The organism is Psychroserpens sp. AS72 (genome assembly GCF_038900375.1).
In the GTDB taxonomy this organism is placed as follows: Bacteria; Bacteroidota; Bacteroidia; order Flavobacteriales; family Flavobacteriaceae; genus Psychroserpens.
Genome location: NZ_JBBMRC010000013.1, coordinates 40,096 through 61,080, shown reverse-complemented (window position 1 = coordinate 61,080; position 20,985 = coordinate 40,096). Strand labels below are relative to the sequence as shown.

The window sequence follows — 20,985 nt, the reverse complement described above, 5'->3', positions numbered from 1 at the left end:
TATGATTAAATTTTTTCGAAAAATAAGATATAACCTCATGGAAACAGGAAAGACTGGAAAGACTGGAAAATACTTTAAATACGCTATTGGTGAAATTATACTCGTAGTTATTGGAATTTTAATTGCGCTACAGATTAATAACTGGAATGAAAGCAGAAAGAACAAAGTATTTGAATCTGAAATTATTGCACTTATTGATAACAATCTAGTTCAAGATTCAACGTCATTATCTATTGAACTTAATAAAGCAAAGTTAGCGATAGAAACAACAGACCGTTTACTTAAACAAGTTAATCAAGGTGTTTATAATGATAGCTTAAATTATATGATGGGTAAAATCATAAATTTTCAGCGGTTTAAATCTCAGTCAAGTGCTTTTGAGGTTTTAAAATCTAAAGGGATTGAAAATATTACTGATAACAAACTTCAGTTAGCGTTGATATCATATTATGATGAATTTCTATTCAGAGTGTATGAGAGTACACTAGATGTAGAAGATTCTTTTGTTGCCGATTGGATACCAATTATAAAACAAGAATTTTTAGATTTTAAGTGGGAGGATTTTTGTGTACCTATCGATGCTAAAAGCTTTTTTGAAAAACCATCTACAATTATACTTTTTAAACTATTTAAAGATAACAGAGCTGGTCAAGTGGATTATATGGAGAAAACAATTTCTAAAATTACTGAGATTAGAAATCTTATTAAAAGTAGTAAAAAATGATAAAAATCTTTAGACATATAAGACGAGACCTTATGGAAAAAAATAAAACATCCAAGTACTTTAAATATGCAATAGGCGAAATTATTCTTGTTGTTATTGGTATTCTTATTGCGCTTCAGATTAATAACTGGAATGAGAATCGTAAAGATGCTAATAAGGAATTAGCTATTTTAACTAACATTCATAAAGAATTTAAAAAAAACAAAAAACAGTTAGACTCAGTTGTGTATAGGCATAAATTAAGTTTAGATTATTGTAATAAAGTCATAGAACTATTTCCTATCACATCAAAACCAGATCCAGAAGTTTTAGATTCATTAGCGGTTCTCTTGTGGGATACTTACGATGGTGTAACTTTTAATCCTTCTCAATCTAGTATCACTGCACTAACTAATACATCATCATTTGAGGTTATAAAAAATGAGAAGCTGCGCGATTTATTGATTTCATGGGAAGATTTAATTGAAGATTATCAAGAAGAAGAAATACGTTCAAGAAATCATGTTTGGGATCAATACGACCCTTATATGTCTAAGCATTTTGATTTCAATTTCAATTTTAAGGATTCACGCAATGATTTTGATGCCTTACAAACTTTAGAGTTTGAATATTTGGTAAAAGCACGTCAAGATTTTTTAGATCAAATTGTCAACTCAAGTGGAGAATTACAACAAGTACAGAAAACACTTGATGAAATTATCGTACTTTCTAATCCAGAAATAAAATGATTAAATTTTTTAGACATATAAGGCAACGTTACATTTCCGAAGGAAAAACAAGTAAATACTTTAAATATGCCATTGGCGAAATTATACTCGTAATGATAGGTATTCTTTTAGCATTACAAGTCAATAACTGGAACAATAATCGCATTGAGCAAAACGAAGAAAAAGAGGTAACTGCCAAACTACACGCAGATTTTAAAGAAAATAAAAAGGTGTTGAAATATTTTCTGATTGAAGTTAATAATCAGATGAATGCGCAAATAACTCTAATGAATTTAGTTGGAGCTTCTAAAGAAGAACTCTATAAACATAATTTAGATAGCATATTTTATATTTCTTTTGGAGCTACTGAAATGGCTTTTGCCGATAATACCATTAAAAATATTATGCAAAGTGGAAAGTTAAATCTTTTGAAAAATGAAAAAATTACAGACTTACTTTATAAATGGAATACATTATCTGAAATTAGAAAAACTCGTATGACAAAATTGGATGATTGGGCAAACGATAAGCTTATACCTTATTTATTACCCAAAATATCTTTTAAACAAATGGATATGACCAATAATTATCCTTGGTCCGGAATTTCTAAAGTAAAACCAGATTATTATCTTGTGTTTCAGGAGGTAACATTCGAAAATTATTTAGACAATAGTATTTGGCATTATCAACAAGTAAAAGAGCGATGCGAAGAAACAGATAAGCTTATTGATGAAATAATTGATGCTACAAAACCTAAAGGGAAATGAAAAAATTCTTCAGAAAAATAAGATACAACCTCATAGAAACAGGCAAAACAACCAAGTATTTTAAATACGCCATTGGCGAAATTATCCTTGTGGTGATTGGGATTTTAATCGCTTTACAGATTAATAACTGGAATGAAAACCGTAAATCAGAAAAAGATAAACAAAAATTGATGTTTGCTTTAAAACAAGAATTTTTAATTAATAAAAATACATTAGAGAATCATTTGGTTGGCTTGCACAAAAGCAATGCACAATTAAATAGGCTCGTTAATTATTCTGCAGGTGCTATAGAACTACCAAGCGATAGTCTTAAGCTTTACGCTTCAAACATAGTTTATCCAATAACATTATCAATGTTAAACTCGGTTCTGGATGAGGCAATTTCTGCTGGTAAATTTGAGATGTTAAGTGACAGCCTAAAACAAAAATTATCCCTACTAATCGATTATACAAAATCTAGAAAGAAAATAAGTGAAAATTTAGATAAAATCACAGTAGATACAGATGATGAAGTTACAGAGTTATATCTTAGTCTCTCTGCTTTTCCAGAAGTTCCTAACAAATACTACGTGCAAAAACCTACAGTTATGCATCCAGATTTTATAAAAAATAATGAAGAGTTAGAGCTTATAGTAAAGTCCTCTAAGACCTATTCGAAATTACATCAAATATATTATTTTAGTATATCAGATGAAATATGGATTAAATATGGTTTATTAAGACTAACTACAGAAATTATAGACGTAATTGACAAAGAATTAAAAGAATAACAGATTACAACTCCTTAATCAAATCATAAATTCGTAAGCGATTACTGTAATCATACTCGTTAACATCTCTCACAAAACAATACACACTAATTTCTTCACTAGTAACTTTTTTAGAAAGTTCTTCAACCGTGAATGGTCCAAACTCTTTAGATTTTTCTATGTAGTAAAACTCATGATCGTAAATGAGGTTAGTGACTTTTTGCTTGTATTTTTCTTTTAAAAATTTCTGAACATCTTCAACAGTATTTAAATCTTCGGTATAATTTGTTGTATTAATAAAAAGTGCAAACTCTTCTTTGTTTTGATGGTTTAGAACCAAAACATCATCATCTTTAAAATAAACTTTTACGGTTATGAGACCATCTTCTGTCTCAATAGAAAAAATATTTTGAATATTGATAGTCCATGACGTTTCTATAGAATGGTCTTTTCTAGAGATTTCTAGAATATTATCTGCTTTAAACGTGTAGGTAGATTTTTTTTTAGAAATACCATTCACCAAAACCCAAGCTTTATCTATAAATAACGTTTCATAATGAAGCGAATAGTTAAACGGCTTTAAATTAGGGATAGTATTATGTAGGGATTCTTTCATTATAATAAGCAGACTTTAAGTAGCAATGATTAATAAGGCAACGTCTAATTTACGTTTTTATTGAATAAACTTAAAATTTTTCAAGTTGTTTTAAAACATCTTTTTTATAAGATCTGCTAATAGGTAAGGCTTGTTTGTTTATGCTAATATGCTCGTTTGTAAAAGATTTAATATGCTGTATAGAAATTATATAAGAGCGATGAATGCGCAAAAACAAATGTTTTGGTAATTTGGCTTCAATGGCACTTATAGTTTCTCTTGTAACGATGGTCTGGTCTTCTAAATGTATTTTCAAATAGTCACTATAACTTTCAATATAAAAGATAGAACTGTAATCTATTTTAATCATTTTACGATCTGATCTTACAAACATAAATTCTGAAATGTCATGAGTTGAAGTGTTGGAGTTTGTTACATTTCCGTAGATATCAAAATACGTATGCAATGCTTTTTGTAATCGCTCAAACGAAATAGGTTTCAATAAATAATCAACAGCTTTGAGTTCAAAACCCTCTACAGCATAGTCTCTATAAGCCGTTGTGAAAATAACTTTAATGTCACTATTTATAGATTTTGCAAATGAAATACCTGAGATTTCTGGCATATTTATATCTAAAAACACCAAATCTATTTGTTGATTACTTATATGATTAAATGCCTCCAAAGCGTTACTACAACTCGCAACCACATTGATGTTTTTAATTTTTGACAAGTGTGTAGCAATGATTTCTCTAGCGATAGATTCATCATCAACAATCAAACAAGAAATAATGTGAGTCTTAATCATTGCTAAACGTTTTTAAATTCAAATCTACCTCAAAAGTATCACCATTATCATGTATTGTTAAGTCATGTTTATTTGGGTACAATAACTCGAGTCGCTTTTTAATATTGTCTAATCCAATACCCTGTTGAGACGTCGTGTTTGATGAATTTGAATTTTTTATTCGGAAATGAACCGTATCCAAACCTGCTGTTAATTCAATGTCAATATCTAAAATTCCATTTCTAATACTACCATGCTTAAAACTGTTTTCAATAAACGGAAGCAAGAGCATAGGAGCAATAGTCTTGTTTTCAGATTCTAGTTTTATCGTCATTGTGACATTAAGTGTATCGTTAAATCGCATTTTTTCTAAAGCAATATAATCTTTAATATGTTCAATTTCTTCGGAAATTGGCACGATAGGTTTTTCAGTCTGATACAGTAAGTAATCTAATAAATTAGACAATTTTAAAATCATGTCTGGAGTTTGCTCAGCTTTTTTTAGAGCTAAACCATACATGGTATTTAGTGTGTTAAATAAAAAATGCGGATGAATTTGCAGTTTTAAATAATTGAGTTCTTGCTCTTTAAGTTTTAGTTGTGCATCCAATATTTTGGTCTCTAGAGCTTTTGTTTTAGACATTTGATCTAAGTTGAGTTTTAGTAACTTATAACCACTCACTATAATTACAACTAAATAGACTGCTGTACTAATAAAAATGATATTCTTAGTTGCAGGATTCATATCTGCATATTCAAAATTTGAAATATAAATCAAGCTAAAAAAGATAGAAACCATTAATAAATACAACGAAACTATAACTGTATACAAACTATAAAGCGCAAATCGCCAATACTTTTTTGTAATGAGATAATCAGGTATTAATTTATAAATAGAAACATAAGTCGTTGCAATAGTTATAGGCATCAAGAATATTGAAAATGAAAGTGTGTCTTGATAATTTGCATTATTGACGCCAAAAAAATAAGTAAAGAAAAACAGCACACCAATCCAAAAAAGCAGATGCAAAAGCGCGTATCCTATTTTTTTTAAAATAAATTGTTTCGTAAACATAAATGAAATTATCAATACAATAATACTATATTTTTATTCTTATTAAATTTAAAATAAGACGAACTACCAATTTAGCAAGGGTTTTGACATTGTTGCTAAAACCATAATTAAAATGGTCATTGGTCGCAAAAGTTTCAAGACTGTCGAAGTTGTTTATAGATTTGAATTCACAATCAAAAAACAACAGATAATGATATCATTAATTAAAAAGCTATTACTCATCATTTTAGTTATTTCGAGTCAAAGTTTTGCACAACAAACCGACTTTACTCAATTAGATGAGTTTTTCAATAGTCTAGAAAAGAATGAAAAACTTATGGGTACAATGACCATTAGTAAAGACGGTAAAGACGTTTTCAGTAAAGCTATTGGTTTTTCAGACATAGCAACACAATTAAAAAACTCTAATGACACAAGGTTTAGAATTGGTTCTATAACGAAAACATTTACTGCTGTCATGATTTTTCAGTTAATTGAGGAAGGTAAAATTACTTTAGAAACACCTTTATCTAAATTTTATCCAACAATTCCGCAAGCAGATAACATCAAAATAGCAAACCTTTTAAATCATAGTAGTGGTTTGTTTAACATAACTAATGATCCAAATTTTGGTGAATGGATGTTAAAGTTCTCAAGTAAGAAAATGATGTTGCCAAGAATATTCAAATATGAACTAGATTTTAATCCAGGAGAACAAACAGCTTATAGTAACACTAACTATATATTACTAGGTTACATCATTGAAATTTTAGATAGCAGTATCTATGCGCAATCTTTAGAAAGTAGAATTACAAAAAAGATCAATCTAGAAAATACCTATTACGGAAAAAAGATAGGTAGTAATAAAAACGAGAGTTACTCTTATGCTAAAGAAAATGAAGTTTGGAGCATAACTCCAGAAACAGATATGTCAAATCCAGGTGGAGCAGGAGCAATAGTATCTACATCACGAGACTTAACATCCTTTATGAATGCGCTTTTTGATGGTAAATTAATATCTGCCTCAAGTCTTGAAGCCATGAAAAAAACATATGATCAAGAAGTTTGTCACGGGATTTTTTATGCCAATACGAATGGGATAGATTTATATGGTAGTGAAGGAGGAATAGACGGTTTTCAATCTATGTTGGTTTATGTGCCCAAAACGAAAACAACAATAGCTTTAACTGCTAATGGTTTAGATTTTAGTAAAATGCGAATAATGTTATCTGCATTTGCAGCAAGCCACAATAAACCAATCACACTTACCAATTTTGAAAAAATAGAACTTACAGATGAGCAAGTAAAACTATATGTTGGAGAATATGCTTGTGATGAAGTGCCATATAAACTCATTTTTAAGGCAAAAGGAAATATACTAATTGGAGCTCCAGAACAAAGTAGTCTTAAAGAATTAACGCCAACTAAACAACACCAATTTACTTTTGATACTTTAGGAATTGTGCTAGATTTTTATCCAGAAACAGGATTGGTTAGATTTTCTCAACCAGATAAAGAACCATTATTATTTAAAAAACTATAACTAAATTTGATAACTATGAACACACTTACAATTGCATGTAAAGGGTTATTTGCCCAATCTATCTCAGCTAATCTATTAAGGGAAGGTGGACCAATTTTTATGACACTTATTCTACTATGTTTATTAGCATCAATCGCTTTTATTATTACAGGTTTCATGAAAAAGAAATCATCAATATCTAGTGCGAAAAAAATGTTGAGTCTAGCTATTGATTCTAGTTTATTAGGACTCGTCATGGGTTTTTTAGGTTCTGTATTAGGATTAATTACTGCTTTTGATTCTGTGGAAGAAATGGGTAATCCTGATCCTGCTATTTTTGCTGGTGGACTCAAAGTGTCTTTGCTTACGGCAACTTTCGGACTTTTTTCTTTTGTAATAGCTAGATTAGGAATTCTTGTTTTGAGGCTTGTGTTGCCAGCAAAAGATATTTCCGAATAATCTATTAAGAGTATTTAGATGATGAAAAAAATAATTAAATCGTTACTATTTTTACTAGCTATTTTTTATAGCATGATATTTTGTGCTCAATCTAATCAGGAAGAAGTTCAGCAATTAAATAGAGAGATTAGAGATAGTATATATTCAAAAACTTTAGATGCATATCAACATTTTTGGGTAAAACTTCCTGAAAATTATAATCCAGAAAGCAAAGCTAAATATCCAATAGTTTATATGTTAGATGGTTTTTATTTGCAATCAAATTTAGAGGTTGTTTATGATAATTATTGGGGACATTACTTGCCACAAATGATTTTAGTTGGCATATCAAATAGAACTAATAGAACACGTGATTTGACGATTTCAAAAATTGAATCACGTCGTGGAAGTAACATGCAAACAGAGTCTGGAGGTGCTGAACAGTTTACAGCATTTATTGAAACCGATTTAATCCCCTATATTGATAAAACCTATCAATCATCTAGTTATCGTACATTAATTGGTCACTCTTATGCTGGTTTATTTACGATTAATACTTTGGTAAATCATTCACATCTTTTTACTAATTATATTGCTATCGATCCTAGTATAGAATGGGATAATCAAAAATTGTTAATTCAAGCAAAAGAAGTATTAAAGACCAAAGATTTTGAAAACAAAGGCTTGTTTGTTGCACTTGCGGCAGAGCAATTACATATGCAAGATGCTTCTGTAACTATAGATAATCTTATGGAAGATACTACTGAGTTTAGCTTATTCGCGCGTACAATAGTTGAATTTTCTCAATATGCTTCAATGCAAAAGCAGAATAATTTAAAGTTTAAGTGGAAAGTCTATCCAGAAGATTTACATGGAACAGTTCCTTTGCCAGCGATAAGAGACGGACTGGTGTTTTTGTTTGAATGGTTTCAATTTAAAAATCCACAAAAATATAATAATCCAAATACTTCTCTAGAAGAGTTGCATAAATTGTTGAATGCTCAAGAGTCAATATACACGAACAATTTTGGTTATAAATCACCACCAATGGTAGAAGAGCTGTTTAACGCTTATGGGTATATGAATTTACAAATGGAACAACCTGAAAAAGCTTATTTATTTTTTAGTATGGCTCTTAAGTATTATCCTAAAAGTGCTAATGCTTATGATGCTATGGCTGATTATTGTGTGTCTCAAAAAAATAATTTAAAAGCAATAGAATATTTGACTAAAGCATATGAAATTAGTAATAATGTATTTTATAAAGAAAAGTTAGATGCCTTAAAAAAGTAATTTCTAAATAATTATGTTATAAAAAGCGAACTTTTAAAAGTTCGCTTTTTTTTATATCAACTTTTTAGTGAATTCAAGTTATTAATTTCATAATTTTATCAGATAAGTCAAAATAGATGTGACTTGGCTATAATAGGAGTGTCTTAATACTAACTATTAAATCAAATTAAAATAATTGCAACCCTCTAAAGACATTATGAAATTATCAGATGAAGATCTGGTAAGTGCTATTGTTAAAACAAACGATACCATGCTTTTTGAAGTATTGTATGACCGTTTTGCGACTCTGGTATACAATAAATGTTATGGGTTTGCTAAAGATGGAGATGAGGCTAAAGACTTAACTCAAGATATATTTTTGAAGCTTTTTGTTAAGTTGGCTAGTTTTAAAGGGAACTCTAAATTTTCTACATGGTTATATGCATTTACCTATAATCATTGTGTCAATTATGTGACTAGAAATACCGCTAAAAAATTTGAAAAACAATCTGTAGATTATGCAGATATTGAGAATATATCTGAAGATGTTGATGACTCATCAGATTTTACAGATATGCGAGTTGATAAACTCAAAAATGCATTAGAACTTGTATCACCAGATGAAAAGATGATACTATTACTAAAATACCATGACAACCTTACTATTAAGGAAATTGAAAGTGTTTTAGGTGTTGGAGAAAGCGCAGTGAAAATGAGAATTAAACGCGCTAAAGATAAATTGTTAACTGTATATAATAACCTTAACTAATGGACAATCCTTTTAAAGACATAGATCAGCCATTGAAGTCAGTTCCACCAGAACTGAAGTCTAAAGTTATGAACGATATCGCTATTGCTAAGCTCATCATGGAGTTGGCAGAGTTGTTTTCGTACAACTTAGGTGATGTTATTGAGACAGTAATGAGTAAAAGAGGGAATAAATAATAGCTATTAAAAATTAATAATAAATCATGGATAAACTAACAGATTATAAAGATGCTGCAATGGGTTCACTATCTAGTATGTGGCCAGAAGTAATAAGCATGGCCACAAATGTAGCCATAGCGATTGTTATACTTGTTTTAGGTTGGCTAGTTGCAAAAATTGTAACTAGAATTATCAAAAAAGCACTCAAACTTGCAAAAGTTAATAAATTAGACGACAAAATAAATGAAATTGAGATAGTAGAAGGGAAGCAAATCAATTTTGATACGATTAAAATTGTAACAAAATTTGTTAAGTTGATTATTTACATCATGATTGTTATCATAATCTCAGATGTTTTAGGACTTGACATGTTATCAGAAAAAATTGGTGAATTTTTAAGTTACTTGCCTAAGTTACTTGTCGCTCTAGTAATTTTTATGATAGGTCTGCTCTTTGCTAATTTCGTTAAAAAAGGCTTACAATCTTTATTTGATTCTATGGATCTTTCTGGAGGGAAAATGCTAAGTCAATTAGTATTCTTCCTATTGCTTACATTTATTTCTATAACGGCTTTAAACCAAGCTGGTATAAATACAGAAATTATTACAAGTAACTTAACAATGATTTTAGCTGCTTTTTTATTAGCCTTCTCTTTGGCTTTTGGATTAGGTGCAAAAGAAGTTGTTGGAGATTTATTAAAGACTTTTTATACGAGAAAAACTTTTGAAGTAGGAAAGAAAATAGAGTTTGAAGGTAAAGTATATGAAATTGATTCTATTAATAATATCTCTGTTGTATTAAAAAGCGAAGAAGGAAAAGTCATCATACCAGTAAAGGATATAGTAGAAAACCATATCAAAGTAGTGGACTAGAAATAATTTTGGTTATAGATTATTAATTATAGTAATCTGGTTCATTCGAGGTTTTCTATAATCCCTTGTCATTATTTTGATAAGGGATTTTCCTGCGGAAATAATACAACTCAATAACCGTTACTTCTATAAGATCTCATTTAACACAACAGCCAATCTAATTCCAGCTTTTTGCATTTGTGCTCTTGCAATATTGAAATATTTGTAAGAATATCGACTACGTAAATTTTCTCCTTTTTCTGCCGAAGCATATACTTGATTCGTCAACACATGAGTTTCTGCAATCCAATCTAATACAGTTCCCTTTTCTATAGCTTTTAGTTCTGCTTTGGTTAAAAATGCTGCGTTATCTGTTAATTCAGAAAAACTCATTCCGTAGGATTCAATCATTTGAGAATCCCAAACTCTATGTAAATTTGAGTCCTTATAATTCCATTGTACATCAAAATCATTTCCACCACGATCTTCCAATAACCCTAAATGCATAGGTTGGTGTAAATCACCAATAAGATGAATAAGAAGCCTTAAATAAAAGGCTTTATCATCCTCTGTTGAGTTATCGCTAGTAATCTTGTCTTTGCAAAAAGCAATACCAGTAACCAAATCACCATCAGGATTTTTATCAGACGTTTCGTAAGTCCCATCCAAAGGCATATTGAGATAATGCCATGAACTAAATTCTTTATATAGAGAATCTGCTTTAATTTCATCTGCAAACGTAGATACAAAAGCTAAAGACTCATGATTTAATAATTTTTTAAGTTGGCGTTTTGTGCTACCTTTTAAATAATTGTCAGCAATAGCACCAACCACCCGATGTCCAGTTTGTCCCCAAACAGGAGGAGGAGTTTCAGCATTTAAACTGAAATTGAAAACCATGAAAAACAGGATTAAAAAAGAATATTTCATTATAATTTAATTGAGAGATTTATTGTTTTGTTTATGAACACTGAACACTTTTTCACCCACAACAGTGCTACTGCAAACTGCGACTGCGACTGAGAGCTATTTTTTACCCACAACAGCGCAACTGCAAACTGCGACTGCGACTGAGAGCTATTTTTTACCCACAACAGCACAACTGCAAACTGCGACTGCGACTGAGAGCTATTTTTTACCCACAAAAGTGCTACTGCAAGCTGTGACTGCGACTGAGAACTGTTTTTTACCCACAACAATGGAACTGCAAACTCATTTCTTATTCCGCTTATTATAATTCTTATCACCTCTTGTTTTAGGCTTCTTATATTTTGCTGCAATTTTAAATTTGTAAGAACCTCCAAGGTTTTCCTTTTTGTTCTTGTCTTTCTTTTCATGAAAAGCAGGTCCAGGAGCATCTAAATCTCTTTTCTTGATTGGATTATTATGTTCTCGTATTTGAGGTCGTTCTTCTTCAATAAGCTCTTTAGAAACTTTTACATCTTCAGGAAAATCAAGTAATTTGATTTTCATATCCATGTAAGCTTCAATGTTTTCTATAGATTCTTGTTCATCTTTTGTTGAAAAAGTAATCGCATGACCTGGTTTTTCTGCACGACCAGTTCTACCAATTCTATGCATATAATTTTCAGAATATTTAGGTGTGTCAAAATTGATCACCTGACTAATATTCTCAATATCCAATCCACGAGCCATGACATCTGTAGCAATTAAAATTCTATTTTCACCAGCTCTAAATTGCTCAATACTTCGCAATCTGTAATTTTGAGTTTTATTAGAGTGAATCACACAGGATTGCTCTGGGAATAATTCTTCTAATTGTTCAAATAGCAAATCTGCCATACGTTTATAAGCCACAAAAATGAGGACTTTATTATACGTTTGTGTATTATGAAGCAAATGTTCTAATAGATTTACTTTGGTGTAAAAATTAGCTGCATCATAGCGCTCTTGCTCAATATTATCTAAAGGTGTTCCAGAAACCGCAATGGTTACTTTCTCTGGCTTCTTGAAAAAATCTACAATTAAATCATCAACATCTTGTGTCATCGTTGCCGAAAACATAATGTTTTGTCGACGAGGAGGTAAAATATCAAAAATGTTGAGCAATTGATGTCTAAAACCTAAATCTAGCATCACATCAACTTCATCAATAACCAATTTCTGAATAGATTTTAATTGTAAAACACGACTCACAGCCAAATCAAAAAGACGACCAGGAGTGGCAACAATAATATCTTGACCTTCTGCAATCGCTTGTTTTTGTGTGTTGATATTGGTTCCACCATAAACACCTAACACTCTTATGTTAATGTAAGCAGCTAACTTTTCTATTTCATCAACAACTTGCACAACTAATTCTCTCGTAGGTACCAAAATTAAAATTCTTGGATTTTCTTGAGTAGAAAATTTTAAGTGACGTAAAATAGGTAACATGTAGGCAAATGTCTTACCTGTACCAGTTTGAGCAATACCAACCACGTCTTTTCCAGACGACACAATATTAAATGCTTGTGCTTGTATAGGTGTTGGGTACTCAAAACCTAAATCACCTAAAGCATTATATAAAGGTGTATTTAAATTTAAATCGGTAAAAGTGGTTTGTTGTTCCATGGTGCAAAGATAATTTTTTACTTCGGAATATTATACTTGTCAGTCACCACATTAATTCGGAAATTTGTTTTTCATAACTTAGCACGATTGAGACACGTTAAAACACATCATATTTCCAATCCCGAAACTTTCAAAAAGCAGCTCCTTAATTGGAGTCAGCAATTTGATGAAGTTGTATGGTTAGATAGTAATGACTATGCTCAAAAGCACACGTCTTATGATGCTGTTTTAGCAGTTGAGGCATTTACAATTTTTCAAACCGATTATTTTGATGCGTTCAACCAACTTAAAGAATATCAATCATCAACCAACGATTGGATTTTTGGATACTTAACTTATGATCTCAAAAATGATGTAGAACGACTAACTTCTAATAACCATGATGAATTAGGGTTTTCAGATCTCTTTTTCTTTCAACCTAAAAAGCTTTTTTTTCTCCGCGGAAATGTGCTGGAAACGCATTATCTCAACTTTGTTGAAGAAGAGTTAGATAATGATTTGAAAAAAATAAAATCAACTGTCACTTCGTGCGTAGTCGAGAAGCAAGAAAACAACATCAAAATAAAATTAAGAATCCACAAAGACGAATACTTCAACAAACTCAATACGATGTTGTCTCATATTCATCGAGGCGATATTTATGAAGCTAATTTTTGTCAGGAATTTTATGCAGAGGATACCACAATCAATCCTATAGAAACTTATAAAAAACTAAATGCAATTTCAAAGCCACCTTTTGCAACGTTTATGAGAGTTTATGATAAATACCTACTATCTGCTTCACCTGAGCGTTACATCAAAAAGGAAGGTTTAAAAATCACATCGCAACCTATAAAAGGAACTGCAAAACGCTCTACAAATAAACAAGAAGATGAGGCTTTGATTAAGCACCTTTCCGAAGATATAAAAGAACGTAGTGAAAATGTTATGATTGTAGATTTAGTGAGAAACGACCTTTCTAAAACAGCCACTAAAGGGAGTGTGACAGTAGAAGAGCTTTGCAAAGTCTATACGTTTGATCAAGTGCATCAAATGATATCTACAGTAACATCTCAAGTAAATGCGTCAACACATCCTGTAGATATAATCAAAACGACATTTCCAATGGGTAGCATGACTGGTGCTCCAAAAATTTCGGCAATGAAAATTATTGAGGCTTTGGAGGAAACAAAACGCGGACTCTACTCAGGTGCAGTTGGTTATTTCTCACCAGATGATGATTTTGATTTTAATGTCGTGATACGAAGTATTTTATATAATGAAACTAATAAGTATGTGTCGTATTCTGTAGGTGGAGCCATTACTGCTAAAAGCGAGCCTCTAAAAGAATATGAGGAGTGTTTGGTTAAAGCTAAGGCGATGCGTGAAGTTTTGGAAAACTGATGTAATGCCTCATAAAATTACAGAGACGTAAATGTCTAATTATTTTTTTTATGCTTTAATAAGTGTAAATGCGTACAGCTTTGCGACTTTGCTCCTGAAAGCTTTCGGGATTGCATGAGAACCTAAAATAATAAAGTTTCTAACTCTGATTCTATTTAAATCATATCGTTTTTTTCTTAAGATAGCAAGTATTATAAATTAGGAATTATTCAGTGTTATTTTTAAAAAATTATAGACTTCTTAATATAATCAGTGTTTTAATATATATTTCATATATTTGATTAGAGTGTGATTAAAAACCGTCAGTTCTAATATATGGTTTTTATAGCATTCTTCTTTTTTGTTCAAATATTAATTAAAATTAATCTGATAAGCTGATGTCGAATGTAAGTGAAACACTTTCCGAAGTAAAAAATTATATCAATGGTAAATTTGAGAGAAATGGTCAAAATTCAATGGATGTTTTAAGTCCGTTAGATGGTTCAAAAATTTCTTCAATTCCATTATCTACAACTCGAGATGTAGATGCAGCTGTACAAGCGGCAAAAAAAGCATTTCCTGAATGGTCAGGAATGACCCTTAAAGAGCGTGTTCAAATCTTCTTTAGATATCGTAGTCTTTTAGAGCAAAATATGGATGAGTTGACAAAACTAGTGCAACTCGAAAATGGAAAAACCTATGGTGAAGCAAAAGCTGAGGTTGAAAAAAGTATGGAATTGTGTGAGTTTGCAGTCTCAATGCCACAAATAGTGGTTAATGAAGTACAAGAAGTAAGTAAAGGCGTAGAATGTAGAATTGAGCGTAAACCACTTGGTGTTGTTGCGTCTATTACACCTTTCAATTTTCCAAATATGGTACCACATTGGACCTTGCCAAATGCTTTGGTGTTAGGAAATACTATGGTGATGAAACCTTCAGAATTAGTGCCTATGAGTACAGTTCGAATGGCAGAATTACTTAAAGAGGCTGGACTTCCGGATGGTGTGTTTAATATCGTAAATGGAGGAAAAGAAGTCGTTGAAGCAATTTGTGATCATCCAAATATTGAAGCGGTTTCATTTGTCGGTTCTACTAAAGTTGCAAAAATTGTTTATAAGAGAGCAACGTCTAATTTAAAACGATGCGTTGCTTTAGGAGGCGCTAAAAATCATTTAATCGTCTTGCCTGATGCAAATTTAGAAATGACAGCATCAAATGTTGTTGCATCAATGGCTGGTTGTGCTGGTCAGCGTTGCATGGCAGCTTCAGTTATGGTTGGTGTAGATAATGTACAGCATATTATTGATCGTATGGTTGAAGAAGCGAAAGCGATTATTCCTGGAGATAATTTAGGTTCTGTTATTACTGCAGAATCAAAAAAACGTATTGAAGGTTATATTGATGAAGCTGAAAAAAATGGCGCTAAAATCTTATTGGATGGAAGGCATACAACGGTTCCTGGAAAAGAAGGTGGCTATTATGTTGGACCAACAATTATAGATTATGTCACGATAGATATGTCAGTGGCTAGAGAAGAGATTTTCGGACCAGTAATTTCAATTATTCGCGCGAAAGATTTAGATGAAGCTATTGCAATAGAAAACGGTTCTAACTATGGAAATGCTGCTGCTGTATTTACTCAGAGTGGTGGATTGGCAAAGCAGGTTATGGATCGTGCTAGTGCTGGAATGATTGGTGTTAATATTGGAGTTCCTGTACCTCGTGAACCTTTTTCTTTTGGTGGTTGGAATGAATCAAAATTTGGTGTTGGTGATATTACAGGACGTAGTTCTATTGAGTTCTGGACGCAAAATAAAAAGACCACAACCAAGTGGAATCCTGAAGCACAAACCAATTGGATGAGTTAAGCAGATACATGGTTTTGTATACAAAACCGTAATAGTCGCTTATCCCGAAATTATTTGAAGAATGAAAATAATGTTTGGGATCTCATAAAAAACAATAGAATATTTAATATCATCCTGGGCATTACTGAAATGAAATATATTTTCATTAAAAGTAGCTTACAAAGTAAGTCGAAGGATCTTTCAAATTAACTAAATGAATAATCAACAAATAGTCAAAGATAATCTAGACTACACTTTATTTTCTTGGGCAAAACAAGGTGGACTAAATCCTATAAATGCATCACATGCTAAAGGGTCTTATATTTATGATAGAGATGGAAAAAAGTATTTAGATTTTTCATCACAATTGATGAATGTTAATATAGGTCATGGTAACCAGCGAATTACGGAAGCTGTTGCTAATCAGATGAAAGAAGTGAGTTATGTCTATCCAGGAATGGCAACAGATGTTAGAGGTAAACTTGGGAAAAAGATTGCTGAAATAACACCTGGAAACTTAACAAAAACATTCTTTACACTAGGTGGAGCTGAAGCCATTGAAAATGCGATCAAATTGGCTCGAATGTACACTGGTCGACATAAAATCATTACACATTATAGAGCGTATCATGGCGCCACTTATGGAGCAATGACTGCAGGAGGAGATCCTAGACGGTTTCCAGTCGATAGTCAAGCGATGCCAAATGTGGTTCATGTTGAAAATCCTTATGCCTATCGTTGTCCTTGGAATTCTAATTCTATAGAACAATGTGGCGAACGTGCTTTAGCACATTTAGAACGTATTGTTCAATTTGAAAATCCAGATAGTATTGCTGCCATTTTATTTGAAGGGGAATCTGGTTCGTCAGGATGTTTGAAATATCCTCCAATGTACTTGAAACGAGTTAGAGAACTTTGTGATAAGTACGGAATTATGATGATTGATGATGAGGTCATGAGTGGTTTTGGTCGTACAGGAAAAATGTTTGGTATTGATCATCATGATGTAACACCAGATTTTATGTGTTTAGCTAAAGGCTTGACTTCTGGTTATTTGCCACTTGGAGGTGTTGTGGTTACAGATAAAATAGCGGAGCATTTTAATGAGCATCCTATGGTTATTGGGTTGACGTATTCTGCGCATCCAACTTTATGTGCTGCTGCATTAGAAAATATTAAAATTATTGAAGAAGAAAATCTGGTTGAGCGTGCAGCTGAAATGGGTTTATATATCGAAGCCGAAGTTGAAAAATTAAAAGCAAAACATCCATCTATTGGCGATTTTAGAAACACAGGATTATTAGGTTGTATTGAGCTCGTTAAAAATAGAAATACCAAAGAACCAACAACACCATGGAACGCGAAGCCTAATGAAATGGAGGCAACTAACAGAATGGCTGCGAAAATTAGAGAACTTGGTATGTTCACGTTTGTACGATGGAATTGGATTTTTATTGCGCCTCCTTTAAATGTATCTAAAGAAGAAGTCGATGAAGGTTTACAAATCATCTCTCAAGCTATTACTATAGCTGACGAATATTGTAATTAATTGTCATTCCGACAAAGTGAGGAACGAACGACGAGGAATCTCATTATATAAAACGAAATTATAAAATATTAAAAGCACATAAAATTAATTTGAATAAAGATATTGTAGAATTACATGAAGACGTTTCTAATTCACCATTATATAGTGATGATTTAGCGCCTGTACCATCAAGTCAAAGAACTTGGACGAAATGGCATTTGGCTGCTATTTGGGTTGGAATGGCAGTGTGTATACCTACGTATCTCTTGGCTTCATACATGATTAAATCAGGATTAAATTGGTATGAAGCTTTAATTATAATTGGACTTGCGAATTTAATCATCACCATTCCTATGGTGCTCAATGGTCATGCTGGTGTGAAATATGGTGTGCCTTTTCCTGTTATTGGAAGATCATCATTTGGCATCAAAGGAATTCATTTGCCTTCAGTTATTAGAGGGTTGGTGGCTTGTGGCTGGTTTGGAGTTAATACGTGGTTAGGTGGAATGGCTTTGTATTCTATTTTTATCGCTGTTTCAGGTAATGATCCAGCAATAGGCTTGTCTATCGGACAATTTGTATGCTTCGGAATATTTTGGATTCTTAACATGTATTTCATTTGGAAAGGAACAGAAAGTATTAAATGGCTTGAAGAGTTTTCCGCGCCAATATTGATTGTTATGGGCTTGATCCTGATAGGTTGGGGTTATAGTAATGCTGGAGGATTCGGAATTGTTTTAGAACAAGGAAATCAATTAGAAGTTCCAGTTGCCGAAATGTATCATAACGATGAAGCTGTTAAAAAGAACTTTATTCATATCAATCCTATTAAAGATAAAGAAGGTGTTCCTAAAGCTAAAGAGTATCAACTTTTTCTTAACGGAAATGAGTTAGGGTGGAATACCTTGTCTGGAAAAGATGTTTCAATAGGAAACTTAAACGAAACTGATGTATATCAGATTCAGTTGAGAAATACGAAGTCAACATCTTCAATTGTTGATGTAACCACTAGAGTAGGTGAAAGTTCATTTGGAGATAAAATTTGGAAGTATCTAATCTGGCTCACTGCAATGCTCGGATTTTGGGCAACGATGTCTTTGAGTATTGCAGATATTACGAGGTATTCATCATCTCAAAAAGCACAAGTGCAAGGTCAATTTATAGGATTGCCTGGAACTATGATGCTGTACTCTTTTGTTGGCATTTTTGTAACCTGTGCAGCCATTATAAATTTTGATGATATCCTAATTGCTGATGATGCACCTTGGGATCCAATTGCGCTTCTTGCAAAGTTTGATAGTGTTTGGGTGGTTGTCATTGCTCAAATTTTTATGATCATCGCAACTCTGAGTACTAATATTGCGGCCAATGTGATAGCTCCGGCGAATGCGTTTTCAAATTTATTTCCTAAAAAGATAAGTTTTAGAAGTGGAGGTTTTATTGCTGGAGTTATAGGAATATTAATATGTCCATGGTTGTTATTAAATGAAATTCAAGGTTTATTAATTGATGTTAGTGCGGTTTTAGGACCTGTTTTGGCAATTTTAGTTTGTGACTATTATTTGATAAGAAAGAAAGAAATTCAGCTTGCTGATTTATATAAAGAGAATGGAATTTATGCTTTCGGTGGAAGTGGTATTAATAAAGCTGCAATAATCGCATTGTTCATTGGAGCATTTATTGCCATTGGAGGAAAATGGATTCCTGCTATGAGTTCGCTCTATGCAATTTCTTGGTTTTCAGGATTTACCGTATCTTTTGTGTTGTATTATGTATTAATGAAGAAAACCAAAGTGAAACTAAATTAAAATAAACCAACATTGAGTAATTACTTAATTGAGTTAATTATTCAGTAACCACTTATATTTAAAAATGTCTATACTAATTAAAAATGGTCGTGTTGTAACGGCTTCTGAAAGTTATATTGCTGATGTATATACTGAAGGCGAAAAAATTGTAGCTATCGGAAAAAACTTAAATTATCAGGCTGATAAAATTATTGATGCCACTGATAAGTTAGTGTTTCCAGGAGGAATTGATCCTCACGTACATCTCGATATGCCGTTTATGGGAACCTATTCTAGTGATGACTATGAAACGGGAACACGAGCTGCTTTGCATGGTGGAACAACGATGGTGATTGATTTCATTCTACAAACTCAAGGCGATACGCTTCATAACGCATTAAAAACTTGGCAAGAGAAATCTCAAAAAGCGATTGGTGATTATTCGTATCATATGGCTGTAACCGATTTTAATGATGAGGTTGCTAAAGAAGTGGTTCAAATGATTGAAGAGGAAGGTGTTTCGTCTTTTAAAACGTTTATGGCTTATAAAGGTGCTTTGATGATTGATGATGGGCAAATGGTTCAGTTAATGAAAGTAGTTAAGGAACATGGAGGTTTAGTTACTGTTCATGCTACTAATGGAGATATGATTGATTCTTTAATCGCTAAAAATAAAGCATTAGGAAACACAGCACCATTATATCATTATTTGTCACAACCAGAAGTTACTGAAGCGGAAGCATCAGCACGTTTTGCAGACATGCTAAACTATACAGGTTGTCCTGGATATATTGTGCATATGACTTGTGAAGGCGCTTTAAATGCTGTCCGAAAAGCAACGCAACGTAATCAAAAAGTCTTTGTAGAAACTTGTACTCAGTATTTGGTATTGGATGCGTCTCTTTATGAAAATGATTTTGAAGGCGCAAAATGGGTGATGAGTCCGCCTCTTAGAGAAAAGAAAGATCAGGTCGCTTTATGGTCTGGAATTAATCAAGGCTTGATTCAAGTGGTTGGAACAGATCATTGTCCGTTTATGTGGGAACAAAAGAAAATGGGAAAAGATGATTTTTCTAAAATTCCAAATGGGCATCCAGCAATTGAGCATCGTATGGAGTTGTTGTATTCTGAAGGTGTAAAGAAAGGAAAAATCTCATTAACAAAATATGTAGAAGTAAGTTCGACTAACGCTGCAAAAATCTTTGGAATGTATCCTAGAAAAGGAACTATAGCGATAGGAAGCGATGCGGATATTGTGATTTTCGATCCTAATAAAAAACATACAATTTCCGTAGAAACACATCATATGAATTGTGATTATTCAGGATATGAAGGAATGAACATAACAGGAAAAACAGAAACGGTCATTTTAAGAGGAAAAGTGGCTATTGAAAATGAAGAATGTAAATTATCTGCAGGAAGTGGACAATTTATTCCTCGTGGACAAACGTCAAAAACAGTGATATAAATTTAATTTGTCATTCCGACTGAGAG

At 32.1% G+C, this 20,985-nt stretch carries 20 protein-coding genes; 15 read left to right on the top strand and 5 right to left on the bottom strand.

What is annotated here, in order from left to right; genetic code table 11:
* Positions 1–37: 37 nt before the first annotated feature.
* The 4 genes from WNY78_RS17405 to WNY78_RS17390 are packed head-to-tail and all read left to right on the top strand — an operon-like array spanning position 38 to position 2,968.
* Positions 38–724 carry a DUF6090 family protein gene (locus WNY78_RS17405; protein ID WP_342874502.1) on the top strand — a complete coding sequence of 229 codons (687 nt, stop codon included), beginning with the start codon at positions 38–40 and terminating at the stop codon, positions 722–724.
* A 32-nt stretch (positions 725–756) separates the two neighbouring features.
* A complete protein-coding gene (locus tag WNY78_RS17400) occupies positions 757–1,452 on the top strand; it encodes a DUF6090 family protein (RefSeq protein WP_342874501.1) in 696 nt (231 codons plus the stop codon).
* A complete protein-coding gene (locus WNY78_RS17395) occupies positions 1,449–2,198 on the top strand; it encodes a hypothetical protein (protein ID WP_342874500.1) in 750 nt (249 codons plus the stop codon). Before WNY78_RS17400 ends, WNY78_RS17395 begins: the two co-directional genes overlap by 4 nt.
* Entirely contained in the window at positions 2,195–2,968 is a 774-nt protein-coding gene (locus tag WNY78_RS17390) for a DUF6090 family protein (RefSeq protein ID WP_342874499.1), read from the top strand. The genes WNY78_RS17395 and WNY78_RS17390 overlap by 4 nt, the downstream gene beginning before the upstream one ends.
* A gap of 4 nt (positions 2,969–2,972) precedes the next feature.
* On the opposite strand, the gene WNY78_RS17385 is transcribed toward WNY78_RS17390, so the two are convergent.
* The 3 genes from WNY78_RS17385 to WNY78_RS17375 all read right to left on the bottom strand — a co-directional run bounded on the left by WNY78_RS17385 (position 2,973) and on the right by WNY78_RS17375 (position 5,404).
* Complete coding sequence (locus tag WNY78_RS17385) at positions 2,973–3,563, bottom strand: hypothetical protein (protein ID WP_342874498.1); 591 nt, start codon at positions 3,561–3,563, stop codon at positions 2,973–2,975.
* Between the two features lie 70 nt (positions 3,564–3,633).
* Positions 3,634–4,350, bottom strand: coding sequence for a LytTR family DNA-binding domain-containing protein (locus tag WNY78_RS17380; RefSeq protein WP_342874497.1), 717 nt, complete (start codon positions 4,348–4,350; stop codon positions 3,634–3,636).
* Complete coding sequence (locus tag WNY78_RS17375; RefSeq protein WP_342874496.1) at positions 4,343–5,404, bottom strand: histidine kinase; 1,062 nt, start codon at positions 5,402–5,404, stop codon at positions 4,343–4,345. The genes WNY78_RS17380 and WNY78_RS17375 overlap by 8 nt, the downstream gene beginning before the upstream one ends.
* Positions 5,405–5,594: 190 nt before the next feature.
* Between WNY78_RS17375 and WNY78_RS17370 the strand changes: the two genes are divergently transcribed.
* The 6 genes from WNY78_RS17370 (at position 5,595) to WNY78_RS17345 (ending at position 10,414) form a co-directional block, all read left to right on the top strand.
* A complete protein-coding gene (locus WNY78_RS17370) occupies positions 5,595–6,926 on the top strand; it encodes a serine hydrolase domain-containing protein (RefSeq protein ID WP_342874495.1) in 1,332 nt (443 codons plus the stop codon).
* A 15-nt stretch (positions 6,927–6,941) separates the two neighbouring features.
* Positions 6,942–7,364 carry a MotA/TolQ/ExbB proton channel family protein gene (locus tag WNY78_RS17365; RefSeq protein ID WP_342874494.1) on the top strand — a complete coding sequence of 141 codons (423 nt, stop codon included), beginning with the start codon at positions 6,942–6,944 and terminating at the stop codon, positions 7,362–7,364.
* Positions 7,365–7,382: 18 nt separating this feature from the next.
* Positions 7,383–8,636: an alpha/beta hydrolase-fold protein gene (locus WNY78_RS17360; RefSeq protein WP_342874493.1), complete on the top strand. Its 1,254-nt coding sequence runs from the start codon at positions 7,383–7,385 to the stop codon at positions 8,634–8,636.
* A 196-nt stretch (positions 8,637–8,832) separates the two neighbouring features.
* Positions 8,833–9,384 (top strand): RNA polymerase sigma factor, encoded by a 552-nt coding sequence (locus tag WNY78_RS17355; RefSeq protein ID WP_342874492.1) that lies wholly within the window; start codon positions 8,833–8,835, stop codon positions 9,382–9,384.
* Complete coding sequence (locus WNY78_RS17350) at positions 9,384–9,560, top strand: hypothetical protein (RefSeq protein WP_342874491.1); 177 nt, start codon at positions 9,384–9,386, stop codon at positions 9,558–9,560. The genes WNY78_RS17355 and WNY78_RS17350 overlap by 1 nt, the downstream gene beginning before the upstream one ends.
* A gap of 26 nt (positions 9,561–9,586) precedes the next feature.
* Positions 9,587–10,414, top strand: coding sequence for a hypothetical protein (locus WNY78_RS17345; protein WP_342874490.1), 828 nt, complete (start codon positions 9,587–9,589; stop codon positions 10,412–10,414).
* A gap of 126 nt (positions 10,415–10,540) precedes the next feature.
* Here the strand turns inward: WNY78_RS17345 and WNY78_RS17340 are convergent, their stop codons facing one another.
* The gene (locus WNY78_RS17340; RefSeq protein ID WP_342874489.1) at positions 10,541–11,293 is read right to left on the bottom strand and encodes a S1/P1 nuclease; all 753 of its coding nucleotides are present in this window, start codon (positions 11,291–11,293) and stop codon (positions 10,541–10,543) included.
* Positions 11,294–11,605: 312 nt separating this feature from the next.
* Positions 11,606–12,967 carry a DEAD/DEAH box helicase gene (locus WNY78_RS17335; RefSeq protein ID WP_342874488.1) on the bottom strand — a complete coding sequence of 454 codons (1,362 nt, stop codon included), beginning with the start codon at positions 12,965–12,967 and terminating at the stop codon, positions 11,606–11,608.
* 87 nt (positions 12,968–13,054) lie between these two features.
* Between WNY78_RS17335 and pabB the strand changes: the two genes are divergently transcribed.
* From pabB to hydA, 5 genes are all read left to right on the top strand, one after another.
* Positions 13,055–14,350 carry an aminodeoxychorismate synthase component I gene (gene pabB / locus WNY78_RS17330; protein WP_342874487.1) on the top strand — a complete coding sequence of 432 codons (1,296 nt, stop codon included), beginning with the start codon at positions 13,055–13,057 and terminating at the stop codon, positions 14,348–14,350.
* A gap of 377 nt (positions 14,351–14,727) precedes the next feature.
* The gene (locus tag WNY78_RS17325) at positions 14,728–16,197 is read left to right on the top strand and encodes a CoA-acylating methylmalonate-semialdehyde dehydrogenase (protein WP_342874486.1); all 1,470 of its coding nucleotides are present in this window, start codon (positions 14,728–14,730) and stop codon (positions 16,195–16,197) included.
* Between the two features lie 193 nt (positions 16,198–16,390).
* Positions 16,391–17,725 carry an aminotransferase class III-fold pyridoxal phosphate-dependent enzyme gene (locus WNY78_RS17320; RefSeq protein ID WP_342874485.1) on the top strand — a complete coding sequence of 445 codons (1,335 nt, stop codon included), beginning with the start codon at positions 16,391–16,393 and terminating at the stop codon, positions 17,723–17,725.
* 89 nt (positions 17,726–17,814) lie between these two features.
* On the top strand, positions 17,815–19,512 hold the full coding sequence (locus WNY78_RS17315; protein WP_342874484.1) for an NCS1 family nucleobase:cation symporter-1: 1,698 nt from the start codon (positions 17,815–17,817) through the stop codon (positions 19,510–19,512).
* 64 nt (positions 19,513–19,576) lie between these two features.
* Positions 19,577–20,959, top strand: coding sequence for a dihydropyrimidinase (gene hydA / locus WNY78_RS17310; RefSeq protein WP_342874483.1), 1,383 nt, complete (start codon positions 19,577–19,579; stop codon positions 20,957–20,959).
* Positions 20,960–20,985: the final 26 nt, after the last annotated feature.